This window comes from Zoogloea sp. 1C4, from assembly GCF_009469605.1.
GTDB lineage: Bacteria > Pseudomonadota > Gammaproteobacteria > Burkholderiales > Rhodocyclaceae > Zoogloea > Zoogloea oryzae.
Map to the genome: position 1 here is coordinate 74,698 of NZ_SSXU01000010.1, position 13,014 is coordinate 87,711.

A 13,014-nucleotide genomic window follows, 5' to 3' on the forward strand; every position below is an offset into this window, starting at 1 on the left:
GTCGGTAATGGGGAATGGGCAGGATTCTCCCACTTCCCACTCCCCATTTCCTATTCCCCGCCGTTCAGTGCCGTCCGCCGTAGCCGGCGAGGCCGATCATCAGCCGCACCAGGCCGTAGGCCACCCAGTTGATGAGCCGCTGCAGACGCGGGCCGCGCTGCCAGTCGACGGCGGAGATCTCGCGGCTGCCGTCCTTCATCACCCGTCGGAGCCGATGGTGGAGATCGCCCGCAAAGGCGTCGTCGCGTACCACCACGTTGGCTTCCCGGGCCAGCAGCAGGCTGAAGGGATCGATGTTGGACGAGCCGACCGTGGCCCAGCGTTCGTCCACCACCGCCACCTTGGCGTGGAGGTGGCTCAGGTGGTATTCGAAGATGCGCACGCCGCCGGCGAGGAACTGCCCGTACAGCGCGCGGGTGGCCCGCTGCTGGAGCGGGTGGTCCGTCCAGCCCTGGGTGATGAGGGTGACGTTGACGCCGCGCCGGGCGGCGGCGAGCAAGGCCTGACGGAAGCGCCGGCCGGGCAGGAAGTAGGCGTTGGCGAGGATGATCTCCCGCCGGGCGGCGGCGATCGCCACCAGATAGGCGTCCTCGATGTCGTGACGGTGGCGGATGTTGTCGCGGATCAGGAAGCCGGCTTCGACCCTGCCGCAAGGCAGCGGGCAGACCGGTGGGCTGTCGGCGATGCGCGCGCGGCGGCGGAAGGACGCCCACGCGACAATCTCCCATACGCGGGTGACGGTGCGGTGGATGGGCCCAAGGAGCGGCCCCTCGATGCGTACCGAGAAATCCTGGCGCGGGGTGATGAGGCTCGGGTCGTCGTGGTTGTAGTCGCTGATGATGTTGATGCCGCCCACGAAGGCGATCCGCCCGTCGATGACCGCCAGCTTGCGGTGCAGCCGGCGCAGGCGATGGCGCTGGAGCGAAAAGGCGGCCATCTCCCGGCGGTAGATCAGCACGTTCACCCCGGCGGCGACCAGCTCGTCCATCAGCGTGGCGACGAACTCGCGCCCGCCAAAGCCATCCACCAGCAGGCGCACGGCCACGCCCCGGGCGGCGGCCCGGCGCAGGGCGGCGGCGACCCGGTGGCCGGTCTCGTCGTCGGCGAAGATGTAGGTCTCGAGGAAGATCTCGTGCCCGGCGCCGTCGATGGCGGCTTCCAGGGCGGGGAAGAACTCGGCGCCGTTCTCCAGCAGCGTGAGGGCGTTGCCGGGTAGCCAGTCGACGTTCATTGCGGCCGCAGCTGGGCGGTCAACGCCGCGTGATCCGAGATGCGGCTCCAGGGCTGGCCGTAGTGCACTTCGACCTTGTCCACCGCAAAGCCGCGCACGTAGATGCGGTCGAGGCGCAGCACCGGCAGCGTGCTCGGAAAGCTGCGGGCCGGCCGGCCGCGGATCGACGCGAAGGCTTCGGTGACGCCGAGCTGGTCGGTGAGGCAGTCGTCGGCGTGGTTGCGCCAGTCGTTGAAATCGCCGGCGATGATGACAGGCGCACCGTTCGGGGCGAGTTCGTCGAGGCGCCTGACCAGCGCTGCCATCTGGCGCCGCCGGCTGCCGGCGGTGAGGCCCAGATGCACGCACACGCAGTGCACTGGGCTTGCCACGCCGTCCACCTGGATCTCGCAGTGGAGCAGGCCGCGGCTCTCGAAACGGTGGTCGGAGACATCCTGGTTGGCCTGGGAGAGGATCGGGTGGCGGCTCAGGATGGCGTTGCCGTGGTGGCCGTGGTCGTAGATCGCGTTGCCGCCGTAGGCTGTTTGATGCCACATGTCGCGGGCGAGGAATTCGTGCTGCGGCAGGCCGGGCCAGTTGGCGTGCTGCTGGGCGTGGCGCAGGTGCATGCCCTGGACTTCCTGCAGGAAGACCACGTCGGCGCCCAGCAGGCGCAGCCGCTCACGCAGGTCGTGGATCGAGAGGCGCCGGTTGAACTGGGAAAAGCCCTTGTGGATGTTGTAGGTGCAGATGCGCAGGGTGCTCATCGAATCTCCCGTTTTTCTTCATTCTGCGCGTTCGGGGCGGCTTTGGCACGCCCGGCGTACCCGTGAAAACGGCGCCCGCAGGCGCCGTCTTGAGGGCGGGGCAGGGCACGCGTCAGGAGACGGCGAGCATCCGCTCCAGGGCGACCTTGGCCAGCGCCGCTTCGTGTTCGGGCACGGTGATCCGGTTGACCACGTTGCCGTCGGCGAGGTTCTCGAGGGTCCAGGCCAGGTGCTGCGGGTCGATGCGCTGCATGGTCGAGCACATGCACACGGTGGGCGCCATGAACTGGACGATCTTGCCCTCGTGCTTCACCTCTTCGGCGAGACGATTGACGAGGTTGAGCTCGGTGCCCACCAGCCAGCGGGTGCCGGGGGCGGATTCCTTGACGACCTTGATGATGTACTCGGTGGAGCCGACGAAGTCCGACTGCCGGCACACTTCCAGCGCGCTCTCCGGGTGGGAGATGACCTTGCCTTCCGGGTACTGGTTGCGGAACTTGATGATGTGCGCCGGCTGGAACATCTGGTGCACCGAGCAGTGACCCTTCCAGAGCAGGATCCTGGCCTTCTTGATCTGCTCGACGGTGAGGCCGCCATATTCCTGGTCCGGATCCCACACCACCATCTCGTCGAGGGGGATGCCCTTGTTGAAGCCCGTCCAGCGGCCCAGGTGCTGATCCGGGAAGAACAACACCTTCTCGCGCTGCTTGAAGGCCCAGTCGAGGATCACCGGGGCGTTGGTGGAGGTGCACACGATGCCGCCGTGCTCGCCGCAGAAGGCTTTGAGGTCGGCCGCGGAGTTGATGTAGGTGACCGGCGTGATCTGCGCGTCGGGCGTTTCGAGCACTTCGGTCAGCTCGCGCCAGCAGCGCTCGACCTTGGCGAGGTTGGCCATGTCGGCCATCGAACAGCCGGCGGCGAGGTCGGGCAGGATGGCCTGCTGATGGGGCTTGGACATGATGTCCGCCACCTCGGCCATGAAATGCACGCCGCAGAACACGATGAACTCGGCGTCGGTCTCGGCGGCGAGGCGCGACAGCTTGAGCGAATCGCCGGTGAGGTCGGCGTACTGGTAAACATCCGCGCGCTGGTAGTGGTGGCACAGCAGCACGGCCTTGTCGCCGAGGCGGGCGCGGGCGGCGCGGATGCGCTCGTGGGCGTCGGCGTCGGCCAGGGTGTTGAAGCGGTCGAAACTGATGGGGACGGCTTGCATCTGGGAATCCTGTCGTTCAGCCCTGGGTCCAGGGCAGGTTGGCATGGCGCCAGCCACCGACCTTGTTGCGGTGTCCGCTGGCATCCTTGTCGCCCTCGAAGCCTTCGAGGATGTTGTAGGCGTTGGTGAAGCCCGACGCGACCGCGAGATTGGCGGCCGCGTTGGAGCGGGCGCCGCTGCGGCACAGGAACATCACCAGCGCCTCGCGATCGACCTGGCGCTGGAGCTGGGCCAGGAAGTGCGGGTTCGGTTCATTGCCCGGGTAGAGCATCCATTCGATCTCGACCGAGCCCGGTACGCGGCCGACCCAGTCCCATTCGGCACGGGTGCGCACATCGACCAGACGGGCGCCGGGCGCCAGCTGCAGCACGTCCCAGGCCTCCTGGGGGGTGAGGGCGCCGGCGTACGCGAGATTCATGCTCCGCGCGCGTTCCTGGGCGAGGGAGAGGGTTTCGCTTAATTTTCCCATGACGGCTGTCCGGCTAGAATGGCGGACTGCGAGTATACCGCCGGCCCCCCGGCCTGCAAGTCATGTCTCACGATGCTCCCTCCGCCGGCCTTGCCGGCTCCTCTGGCGACGACGCCAGCCGTTCCCGCGAGGCGCAGCGTGCCACCTGGGTGAGCGTGGCGATCAATGTCGTGCTCACCGTCTGCCAGATCGCGGTGGGCCTGTTCTCCCACGCCCAGAGCCTTGTCGCCGACGGCATGCACACGCTGTCCGATCTGCTCGGCGATTTCATGGTGATGTACGCCAGCCGGCACGGCGCCAATCCCGCCGACGAGCGTCACCCCTACGGCCACGGTCGCTACGAGACCGCCGCGTCAATGGTGCTCGGGCTGGTGCTGGCGGGCGTCGGCGCGGGCTTCCTGCTCACCGCCGCGGTCCGCCTGCAGAGCCTCGATGCGCTGCCGGAACTCCATCCGGCTGCCCTGTGGATGGCGCTGATCACCCTCGCCGGCAAGGAGGGTCTGTTCCGCTACATGCTCGCCGTGGCCCAGCGCCTGCGCTCGCCGATGCTGGTGGCGAACGCCTGGCACGCCCGGGCCGACGCCGCCTCGTCGCTGGTGGTGGCGGTGGGCATCGGCGGCAGCCTCGCCGGTTATCGCTTTCTCGAACCCCTTGCGGCGGCGTTGGTGGGCTTCATGATTCTGCGCATGGGCGCGCTGCTCGCCTACGAGGCGCTGCGCGAACTCATCGACACCGGGGTAGACCCGGACGAAGTCGCAAAGATGCACAAGACGCTCAGCGCCACCGGCGGCGTGATCGACGTGCACGAGCTGCGCACCCGTCGCATGGCGCATCGGGTGCTGGTCGACGCCCACGTGCGGGTCGATCCGCGGATCAGCGTGTCGGAAGGCCACCGGATCGCCGAGCTGGCCCGCGCCCGGGTGCGGTCGGGCTTTCCGGACGTGCTCGACGTGCTGGTGCACGTGGATAGCGAGGAAGACATGGCCGACACCGGCGGGCGCGGCCTGCCCGGGCGGCCGGCGCTGGTGGCCGAATTGGCCGAGATCCTCGGCGCCGAGGTGCCCCAGGCGGCGCCCGCCGTGCTGCACTACCTGGGCAACCGGGTCGAGGCCGAGGTGTTCCTGCCCTTTGACTGGTGCGCCGACCGGGCGCGGCTCGACGCCCTTCGCCGGCATGTTGCCCAGCGGGTGGCTACGTCGCCCCACTGGCGGCGCATCGAACTGCTGGGTCGGTTTGCACCATAGCGGTGCGTGTGCCGGTGCATGGCACCGCTTTGGTGCAATGCATTTTGCGAGCCGCCGCCGCAGAACCTTGTGGCACAATGAACTGTTTTCGTTTGCGTGCTGGCATGTTTTCTGCTTGCTGGGTTCGCTGACTGAATTGTCGTTTCACTGAAAACCTTTTTCCACTGCGAAGCAGCTTCAACCCGTTAGGAGTGAGTTATATGACCCCGCAAGACGTCATGAAGATCGTCCAGGAAAACGAAGTCAAGTTTGTCGACTTCCGTTTTACCGACACCAAGGGTAAGGAACAGCACGTTGGCGTCCCGGTCAGCGCCTTTGACGAAGACAAGTTCGAAAGCGGCCACGCCTTCGACGGTTCCTCGATTGCCGGCTGGAAGGGTATCCAGGCCTCCGACATGCTGCTGATGCCGGATCCCAAGACCGCCTACATCGACCCGTTCTTCGACGAAACCACCCTGGTTCTGAGCTGTGACGTGATCGACCCCGCCGACGGCAAGGGCTACGACCGCGATCCGCGCTCCATCGCCAACCGCGCCGAGGCCTACCTGAAGTCCTCCGGCATCGGCGACACCGCCTACTTTGGCCCGGAACCCGAATTCTTCATCTTCGACTCCGTCGAGTGGAAGGTCGGCATGTCCGGCGCCTACCACAAGATCTTCTCCGAAGAAGCCGCCTGGGCGTCCGACCAGAAGTTCGAAGGTGGCAACACCGGCTACCGCCCCGCCGTGAAGGGTGGCTACTTCCCGGTTCCCCCGGTCGACTCCTTCAACGACATGCGTGCCGCCATGTGTCTGGCTCTCGAAGCCTGCGGCGTGCCGGTTGAAGTGCACCACCACGAAGTGGCGACTGCCGGTCAGAACGAAATCGGCACCAAGTTCGACACCCTGGTGCGTCGTGCCGACCAGACCCAGATCACCAAGTACATCGTCCAGAACGTCGCCCACCAGTACGGCAAGACCGCGACCTTCATGCCGAAGCCCATCGTTGGCGACAACGGTTCCGGCATGCACGTTCACCAGTCCATCTGGAAGGACGGCAAGAACCTGTTCGCTGGCAACGGCTACGCCGGCCTGTCCGAAACCGCCCTGTACTACATCGGCGGCATCATCAAGCACGCCCGCGCCCTGAACGCGATCACCAACCCGCTGACCAACTCCTACAAGCGTCTGGTTCCGCACTACGAAGCCCCGGTCAAGCTGGCCTACTCTGCCAAGAACCGTTCCGCTTCCATCCGGATCCCGTTCGTGAACAGCGAAAAGGCCCGCCGCATCGAGACCCGTTTCCCGGATCCGGGCGCGAACCCCTACCTGTGCTTCGCCGCGCTGATGATGGCCGGCCTCGACGGCATCCAGAACAAGATCCACCCGGGCGACCCCGCCGACAAGAACCTGTACGACCTGCCGCCGGAAGAAGACGCGCTCATCCCGACCGTCTGCTCCAGCCTTGAACAGGCTCTGGAAGCCCTGGACAAGGACCGCGAGTTCCTGACCCGCGGCGGTGTCTTCAGCAACGACTTCATCGATTCCTTCATCGCTCTGAAGCAGGAAGAAGTGAACCGTCTGCGCGTCGAAGTGCACCCGGTCGAGTTCGAGATGTACTACGCCATCTAACCTTTCGAGGTTGGAGGCCGGTCAGCTTGCTGGCCGGCCGCTGCGTTACCTGGGGACGGGCTTTGGCCCGTCCCTTTGTGTTTGTGGAGGACGCCCTTTGAGTTCATCATGCACCGCCACTACACTTGTCGTGACCCGCGTCCAGGCATGCCGACCATGAATTTACGAATTCCACTGTTGCTGGTTTCCCTGCTGTGCTCGCCACTGGCTGTGGCGGACATCTACAAGTGCGTCGACGAGGCTGGTCACGTCACGTACACCAACAACAAGCCGTCCGGAAAAGGGTGCAATACCCTGGCTCGGGATCAGGCTGTTTCATCGGTACCCGGCAGCGCACCGGCGTCGCGCCCTGCGACAGTGCAATCGCCCCAAAGTGGTGCGTCGTCCGGGGGCGCCGGTTTTCCGAGAGTGGATTCGGGCACCCAGAAAGCGCGTGACACCGACCGCCGGCGCATCCTCGAAGAGGAACTCGCCACCGAGCAGAAGAGCCTCGAGGCGGCCCGCAAGGAACTCGAGGAGCAGGAATCTGTCCGCTATGGCAACGAGCGCAACTATCAGAAAGTGCTCGACCGCGTGCAGCCCTACAAAGACAAGGTGCAGCTTCACGAGCGCAACATCGAGGCCCTCCGGCGCGAGATCAGCAACCTGCGCTGACGCGGTTGACGGAGGCACTTCGGGTGGGTGCCTTCGATGTGGTCTGCTTCTTGCATAGGTAGTCTTATGCAAAACGACCAGCCCGACTCCTCGCCTTCCGCCTTCGCCGGCCTCGAACTGCTCTCATCCGCAGTCGTGCTGGTGGATGACCAGTTGGTCGTCCGGTACCTCAATCCCGGTGCCGAAAACCTCTTTGCGGTGAGCAGCCGCAAGATCATCGGTTACGCCCTGCACCGCCTGCTCGGCGAGCCTGCCGGCCTTGGCAGTGCACTCAACAACGTGCTCCGGGACAACTGGAGCTACACCGGCCACAACCTCACCGTCGCCCGCCCGGGGCTGGAGCCGCTGCACCTCGATTGCACCGTCACGCCTGTGGAATGTGCCGAGGCCCGCCTGCTGCTCGAGTTCCGCCCGATGGACGCGCACCTCAAGGTGGCGCGGGAAGAGCAGCTCGCCCACCAGCAGCAGGCCAACCGCGAGCTGATCCGCAACCTCGCCCACGAGATCAAGAACCCGCTGGGCGGCATCCGTGGCTCGGCCCAGCTCCTCGAGCGCGAGCTCGACGACCCGCAGCTGCGCGAATACACCCAGGTCATCATCGCCGAGGCCGACCGCCTGCAGGAGCTGATGAACCGCCTGCTCACCTCCCACCGGATGATGCAGCCCACCCAGCTCAACCTGCACGACGTGCTGGAGCGGGTGCGCCGGCTCACCCTGGCCGAGTTCCCGTCGATCGAGGTGCGGCGCGACTACGACACCAGCCTGCCCTACATCACCGGCGACCGCGAGCAGCTCATCCAGGCGATCCTCAACATCGTGCGTAACGCCGCCCAGGCGCTCCATGGCGTGGGCGAGATCGTGCTGCGCACCCGCGCCGCCCGCCAGGTCACGATGGCCAAGCGCCGCTTCAAGCTGGCGCTGCAACTGCAGGTCATCGACAACGGCCCCGGCATCCCCGACAAGATCCGCGACAAGATCTTCTACCCGTTGGTCTCGGGTCGCGAGAACGGCAGCGGCCTCGGCCTGTCGCTGGCCCAGAGCTTCATCGAGCAGCACCAGGGCGCCATCGACGTGGAGTCGCGCCCGGGTCGCACCTGCTTCACGGTTTATCTGCCGATCGCCCGGGACGGGGAGGGCTGATGGATGCTTGTGTGATGCACCAATGTGGTGCGCCAGGCCCGATCCATTCCGGCCCTGTCCGCGATCGAAACCTTTGCCCGTTTCACTTTTGTGCGTGTGAATGACATGAATTCTGTCTGGATTGTTGATGACGACCGCTCGATCCGCTGGGTGCTCGAGAAAGCCCTGGCCCGGGAGGAGATTCCGTACAAGAGTTTCGGTACGGCGGCCGAAGTGCTGGCCGCGCTCGATAGCGCCACCCAGCCGCCCCAGGTGCTGGTGTCGGACATCCGCATGCCTGGCGAATCCGGGCTGGCGCTGCTCTCGAAGGTGAAGGCGCGCTTTCCCCAGATGCCGGTCATCATCATGACCGCCTACTCGGATCTCGAAAGCGCCGTCGCGGCCTTCCAGGGCGGCGCCTTCGAATACCTGCCCAAACCCTTCGACGTGGATCAGGCGGTCGAGCTGGTGCGTCGCGCCATCGACGAGAGCGCCCACCAGGCCGGTGCGGTCGAAGAGCTGTCGTCCATGCCCGAGATCCTCGGTCAGGCGCCGGCGATGCAGGAAGTCTTCCGCGCCATCGGCCGGCTCGCCCAGTCCCACGCCACGGTGCTGATCAACGGCGAATCCGGTACCGGCAAGGAGCTCGTGGCCCGCGCGCTGCATCGCCACAGCCCGCGCAAGGACGCGCCCTTCATCGCCATCAACACCGCAGCGATCCCCCGCGATCTGCTCGAATCGGAACTCTTCGGCCATGAACGCGGCGCCTTCACCGGCGCCCAGACCATGCGCCGCGGCCGCTTCGAGCAGGCCGAGGGCGGCACGCTGTTCCTCGACGAAATCGGCGACATGCCCGCCGAGCTGCAGACCCGCCTGCTGCGCGTGCTCTCCGACGGCAACTTCTATCGCGTCGGCGGCCATCAGCCGATCAAGGCCAACGTCCGCGTCATCGCCGCCACCCACCAGAACATGGAAGACCGGGTGCGCCAGGGGCTGTTCCGCGAGGACTTGTTCCACCGCCTCAACGTGATCCGCCTGCGCCTGCCGCCGCTGCGCGAGCGTCGCGAGGACATCCCGTCGCTCGCCAAGCACTTCATCTCCCTGTCGGCCCAGGAACTTGGCGTCGAGGCCAAGCGCCTCTCCGACGGAACCCTGAAGTACCTGCAGAGCCTGGATTTCCCCGGCAACGTGCGCCAACTCGAGAACCTCTGCCACTGGCTCACCGTGATGGCCCCGGGCCAGACGGTCGAAGTGGCCGACCTGCCGCCCGAACTCAAGGACCAGCCCACCCGTGAACAGCCTGCCAACTGGGGCGACGCCCTGATGGCCGAGGCCGATCGGGCCATCGCCCAGCACCCGGGCGAGGTGTTCGACATGCTCTCCCGCGATTTCGAACGCATCCTCATCCGCCGCGCCCTGTCGGCCACCGGCGGGCGCCGGATCGAGGCCGCGCAACTGCTGGGCATCGGGCGCAACACCATCACCCGCAAGATCCAGGAGCTCGGCCTCGAAGAACCCGACCACGCCTGAAAGGGGCGATAAACCTACTGCGCGGCCCGATCTCGCGATTCCGGTGCTCAACGTACGCTTGTACGTTTCCGCTCCTCGTCGCGACCTCGGGCCGCTCGCTACGGTTTCTCCACCCCTTTCGGTCCGAAGGTTCTCTGGGGCGGCTTGAAGCCTCAGGCTCCCCAATTTCCGCCCCTGTCCGCCATAATTACCGATTCGTTTCAACGATCAGGTAATCCTTCTTGAGCCATTCCGATTTCGAGGCCCTCGACGCGGGGGCGGTGGCGGCCGTGCTGGGCGAACTCGCGGGGCAGTTTTCGCTGGTGGTGGTGCCGGAGTGCGATTCCACCAACAGCCGGCTGATGGAAACGCCGGCCGACGACGACGGGCGGATCGCCGTGCTGGCCGCGGATCGTCAGACCGCGGGGCGCGGCCGACGTGGCCGCAGCTGGCTGTCGTGGCCGGGCGCCGGGCTGACCTTCTCGCTGCGCTGGCATTTCATGCCGGCGCCCCACATGCCGGCCGGGCTGTCGTTGGTGGTCGGCCTGGCGGTGGCGCGCACGCTCGAAGAGCTGGGCGTCGAGGGCGTGCAGCTCAAGTGGCCCAACGACGTGCTCATTCACGGCAAGAAGCTCGCCGGCATCCTTGTCGAGCTGTCGTCGTCCCGCGGCCGTCCGCCGGCGGCGGTGATCGGCATCGGCCTCAACCTGCGCCTGCCTGCCGATGCCCAGGTGGAATCCGCCACCGGCGTCACCGATCTGGCGGCCTGTCTGGCTTCGCCGCCGGGTCCGAATCGCCTGCTCGGGCTGCTGCTCGGTCAGCTCCATCACTTCCTCGATCTCTACGCCGCGGCCGGCTTTCCGGCCCTGCGCGCCGCGTGGCAGCAGCGCAACGCCTTTGCCGACCTGCCGGTGCGCATCCTCGGCGAGGCGCAGGAAGTCGCCGGCACCTGTGCTGGGGTCGATGACGACGGCGCGCTGCTCCTCGATACGCCGGAGGGGCGTCGCCGGGTGCTGTCCGGCGAGGTCTCCCTGAGGCTGGCGTGATGGATCTGCTTCTCGATGTGGGCAACACCCGCCTCAAATGGGGGCTGCGCGACGGCGATCGCTGGCTCGGTCAGGGCGCGGTGCTGCTGTCGGCACTGGATGGCTTTGCCGACGTGCTGGCGGGGCTTGGGCCGGTGCGGCGCATGCTCGGCGCCAACGTGGCCGGCGCCACTGTTGGCGGCCGGCTTGGCGCGATGCTGGCCGAGCGCGGGCTGGAGGCCGAATGGATCCGCCCGCAGGCCGAAGGCTTCGGCGTGTGCAACGCCTATCTCGACCCCGCCCGGCTGGGGGCGGACCGCTGGGCGGCCCTCGTCGGCGCCCGGGCGCTCCACGGCAGGGCGGCGCTGGTGGTCACGTCCGGCACCGCCACCACCGCCGATCTGCTCGACGGCGCCGGCGTGTTTCAGGGTGGGGTGATCCTGCCGGGGCTCGACCTGATGCGCATGTCCCTCGCCCGCGACACCGCCCAGCTACCTTTTGCCGACGGGCGCTTCGAAACCACTCCGCGGCGCACCGCCGACGCCATCGTCACCGGCTGCCTGCACGCCCAGGTGGGTGCCATCGAGCGGATGTTCCGGCTGGTGGCGGCGGAAGAAGGTGCGCTGTGCCTGCTCAACGGTGGGGCGGCGGGCAGCCTCGCGCCCCATCTCGAATGCCCGCTGCGCCTGGTCGAAAACCTGGTGCTCGAAGGGTTGGCGCATATGCGTCAAGAATTGTAACGGCGCGCCTCTCCACGCCTGCAGGGCATTCGGTGCCTTTTCCCGTTGACCGTGATGGGTTAGTCTTGCGGCCATGGTCACTTTACGTGTAGCAGTCCTCATCCTCGTTCTCGCCAACCTGCTGGCGCTGGCCGTCTGGAAAGGCGGGCTCGGTGCTGGCTCGTCCGGCGGCGAGCCCGAGCGACTGAGCAACCAGCTCAATCCGGAGCGGCTTCGCCTCGTCGTGGAGTCGTCGCAGCCGGCTCCGGCTCCGCCTCCTGCGCCTGTCGTCGCGGCACCCGCCGAATCGGCGCCGGCCCCCGAGCCCGTTCCGGCCCCACCCACCCAGGCGGCCGATGCCGCGCCGCCGGCCTGCGTGGCGTTCAGCGGCCTCACCGCGGATCAGGCCGCCGAGCTGTCGGCGCGGGTCGCCAAAACGGGCTCCGGCTTCAAGCTTTCTGAGAGTCGCGGTGTCGGCACCACGTCCTGGTGGGTGCATATCCCCAGCCAGGGCAACAAGGAAGGCGCCGACCGCAAGGCGGCCGAGCTTCGCCGGCTGGGCGTGGAGGATCTGTTCATCGTCCAGGATGCCGGCCCCAACCAGTTTGCGATTTCCCTCGGCCTCTTCAAGAACGAACAGGCCGCCGGCCGTCATCTCAACCTGCTGCGTGAAAAGGGCGTGCGCAGCGCGCAGATCGCCAGCCGCGGCGCCAATGTGCTGCGGGTCGAGGTGCGCGGCCCGTCCGACAGCCTGGCCACCCTGGCGAGCGATCTTTCCGAGCGGCTCCGGGGTGCCAATCGTCTCGAATGTGCTCCATGACATTGCGGCCTTTTGTGGTGGGCCTGACCGGCGGAATCGGCAGCGGCAAGAGCGCTGCGGCGGATCTCTTTCGTGATTTCGGCGCAGCCATCGTCGATACCGATCTCATCGCCCACCAGCTCACCGCCCCCCAAGGCGCGGCGATGCCGGCCATCGAGGCCGCCTTCGGCGCCGGCGTGGTGGCCGACAACGGCGCCCTCAACCGCCCGGCGATGCGCGCGCTGGCCTTCGAAGACCCCGACGCCCGCAAACGCCTCGAGGCCATCCTGCACCCGATGATCCGCGACGAGAGCGAGCGCCAGTGCCGCGCCGCCACCGCGCCCTACGTGATTCTGGCGGTACCGCTGCTGATCGAATCCGGCACTTACCGCGAACGCGTGGCACGCCTGTGCGTCGTCGATTGCCCCGAGGACGTTCAGGTGGCGCGGGTGATGAGCCGTAGCGGGCTCGACGAACATCAGGTGCGGGCGATCATGGCGGCCCAGGCGTCCCGCGCAGCCCGGCTGGCCGCTGCCGATGACGTGGTGGACAACGCCGGCAGCCTCGATGCCCTGCGCTCCCAGGTGGCACGTCTGCACGCCGACTACCTGGCCCGCGCGGCGCGGGCGCAGGGCCTGTGATATGATTCGCGCCGGTCTGACCGTCAATTTTCCAT

Annotated in this window: 13 protein-coding genes and 1 pseudogene; 10 read left to right on the forward strand and 4 right to left on the reverse strand. The window is 67.1% G+C overall.

The window, feature by feature from the left end; translation table 11 throughout:
- Nucleotides 1-64 precede the first annotated feature (64 nt).
- The 4 genes from clsB to GH681_RS13515 form a co-directional block, all read right to left on the reverse strand.
- Nucleotides 65-1,231, reverse strand: coding sequence for a cardiolipin synthase ClsB (clsB, locus tag GH681_RS13500; RefSeq protein WP_153161970.1), 1,167 nt, complete (start codon nt 1,229-1,231; stop codon nt 65-67).
- Entirely contained in the window at nt 1,228-1,977 is a 750-nt protein-coding gene (locus GH681_RS13505) for an endonuclease/exonuclease/phosphatase family protein (RefSeq protein ID WP_153161971.1), read from the reverse strand. Before GH681_RS13505 ends, clsB begins: the two co-directional genes overlap by 4 nt.
- 112 nt (nt 1,978-2,089) lie before the next feature.
- Complete coding sequence (gene nadA / locus GH681_RS13510; protein WP_153161972.1) at nt 2,090-3,190, reverse strand: quinolinate synthase NadA; 1,101 nt, start codon at nt 3,188-3,190, stop codon at nt 2,090-2,092.
- 16 nt (nt 3,191-3,206) lie between these two features.
- Nucleotides 3,207-3,659, reverse strand: coding sequence for a rhodanese-like domain-containing protein (locus GH681_RS13515; protein ID WP_153161973.1), 453 nt, complete (start codon nt 3,657-3,659; stop codon nt 3,207-3,209).
- A 62-nt stretch (nt 3,660-3,721) separates the two neighbouring features.
- On the opposite strand from GH681_RS13515, the gene GH681_RS13520 reads away from it, so the two are divergent.
- The 10 genes and pseudogenes from GH681_RS13520 to coaE all read left to right on the forward strand — a co-directional run bounded on the left by GH681_RS13520 (nt 3,722) and on the right by coaE (nt 12,979).
- Nucleotides 3,722-4,903, forward strand: coding sequence for a cation diffusion facilitator family transporter (locus GH681_RS13520; RefSeq protein WP_153161974.1), 1,182 nt, complete (start codon nt 3,722-3,724; stop codon nt 4,901-4,903).
- 200 nt (nt 4,904-5,103) lie between these two features.
- Nucleotides 5,104-6,513, forward strand: coding sequence for a type I glutamate--ammonia ligase (glnA, locus tag GH681_RS13525; protein ID WP_153161975.1), 1,410 nt, complete (start codon nt 5,104-5,106; stop codon nt 6,511-6,513).
- Between the two features lie 156 nt (nt 6,514-6,669).
- Nucleotides 6,670-6,855 (forward strand): annotated as a pseudogene (locus GH681_RS23710) (DUF4124 domain-containing protein); the annotation flags it as partial.
- A gap of 66 nt (nt 6,856-6,921) precedes the next feature.
- Nucleotides 6,922-7,167, forward strand: a complete 246-nt coding sequence (locus GH681_RS23715; RefSeq protein ID WP_228111912.1) for a hypothetical protein — start codon at nt 6,922-6,924, stop codon at nt 7,165-7,167.
- Nucleotides 7,168-7,233: 66 nt separating this feature from the next.
- Nucleotides 7,234-8,307 (forward strand): nitrogen regulation protein NR(II), encoded by a 1,074-nt coding sequence (glnL, locus tag GH681_RS13535; RefSeq protein ID WP_153161977.1) that lies wholly within the window; start codon nt 7,234-7,236, stop codon nt 8,305-8,307.
- A gap of 105 nt (nt 8,308-8,412) precedes the next feature.
- On the forward strand, nt 8,413-9,816 hold the full coding sequence (gene ntrC, locus GH681_RS13540; protein WP_153161978.1) for a nitrogen regulation protein NR(I): 1,404 nt from the start codon (nt 8,413-8,415) through the stop codon (nt 9,814-9,816).
- Between the two features lie 221 nt (nt 9,817-10,037).
- Complete coding sequence (locus GH681_RS13545; RefSeq protein ID WP_153161979.1) at nt 10,038-10,841, forward strand: biotin--[acetyl-CoA-carboxylase] ligase; 804 nt, start codon at nt 10,038-10,040, stop codon at nt 10,839-10,841.
- On the forward strand, nt 10,841-11,560 hold the full coding sequence (locus GH681_RS13550) for a type III pantothenate kinase (RefSeq protein WP_153161980.1): 720 nt from the start codon (nt 10,841-10,843) through the stop codon (nt 11,558-11,560). The genes GH681_RS13545 and GH681_RS13550 overlap by 1 nt, the downstream gene beginning before the upstream one ends.
- Nucleotides 11,561-11,633: 73 nt before the next feature.
- Nucleotides 11,634-12,359, forward strand: a complete 726-nt coding sequence (locus GH681_RS13555) for an SPOR domain-containing protein (protein WP_153161981.1) — start codon at nt 11,634-11,636, stop codon at nt 12,357-12,359.
- Nucleotides 12,356-12,979, forward strand: a complete 624-nt coding sequence (coaE, locus tag GH681_RS13560) for a dephospho-CoA kinase (protein WP_153161982.1) — start codon at nt 12,356-12,358, stop codon at nt 12,977-12,979. The genes GH681_RS13555 and coaE overlap by 4 nt, the downstream gene beginning before the upstream one ends.
- The last annotated feature ends 35 nt before the right edge of the window (nt 12,980-13,014 follow it).

What these genes read in the sequence shown, in the direction of transcription:
- nadA (WP_153161972.1), bottom strand. Translation starts at nt 3,190, where the DNA reads ATGCAAGCCGTCCCCATCAGTTTCGACCGCTTCAACACCCTGGCCGAC.
- ntrC (WP_153161978.1), top strand. Translation starts at nt 8,413, where the DNA reads ATGAATTCTGTCTGGATTGTTGATGACGACCGCTCGATCCGCTGGGTG.
- GH681_RS13520 (WP_153161974.1), top strand. Translation starts at nt 3,722, where the DNA reads ATGTCTCACGATGCTCCCTCCGCCGGCCTTGCCGGCTCCTCTGGCGAC.
- GH681_RS13555 (WP_153161981.1), top strand. Translation starts at nt 11,634, where the DNA reads ATGGTCACTTTACGTGTAGCAGTCCTCATCCTCGTTCTCGCCAACCTG.
- GH681_RS13515 (WP_153161973.1), bottom strand. Translation starts at nt 3,659, where the DNA reads ATGGGAAAATTAAGCGAAACCCTCTCCCTCGCCCAGGAACGCGCGCGG.
- glnL (WP_153161977.1), top strand. Translation starts at nt 7,234, where the DNA reads ATGCAAAACGACCAGCCCGACTCCTCGCCTTCCGCCTTCGCCGGCCTC.
- glnA (WP_153161975.1), top strand. Translation starts at nt 5,104, where the DNA reads ATGACCCCGCAAGACGTCATGAAGATCGTCCAGGAAAACGAAGTCAAG.
- GH681_RS13505 (WP_153161971.1), bottom strand. Translation starts at nt 1,977, where the DNA reads ATGAGCACCCTGCGCATCTGCACCTACAACATCCACAAGGGCTTTTCC.
- coaE (WP_153161982.1), top strand. Translation starts at nt 12,356, where the DNA reads ATGACATTGCGGCCTTTTGTGGTGGGCCTGACCGGCGGAATCGGCAGC.
- GH681_RS13550 (WP_153161980.1), top strand. Translation starts at nt 10,841, where the DNA reads ATGGATCTGCTTCTCGATGTGGGCAACACCCGCCTCAAATGGGGGCTG.
- clsB (WP_153161970.1), bottom strand. Translation starts at nt 1,231, where the DNA reads ATGAACGTCGACTGGCTACCCGGCAACGCCCTCACGCTGCTGGAGAAC.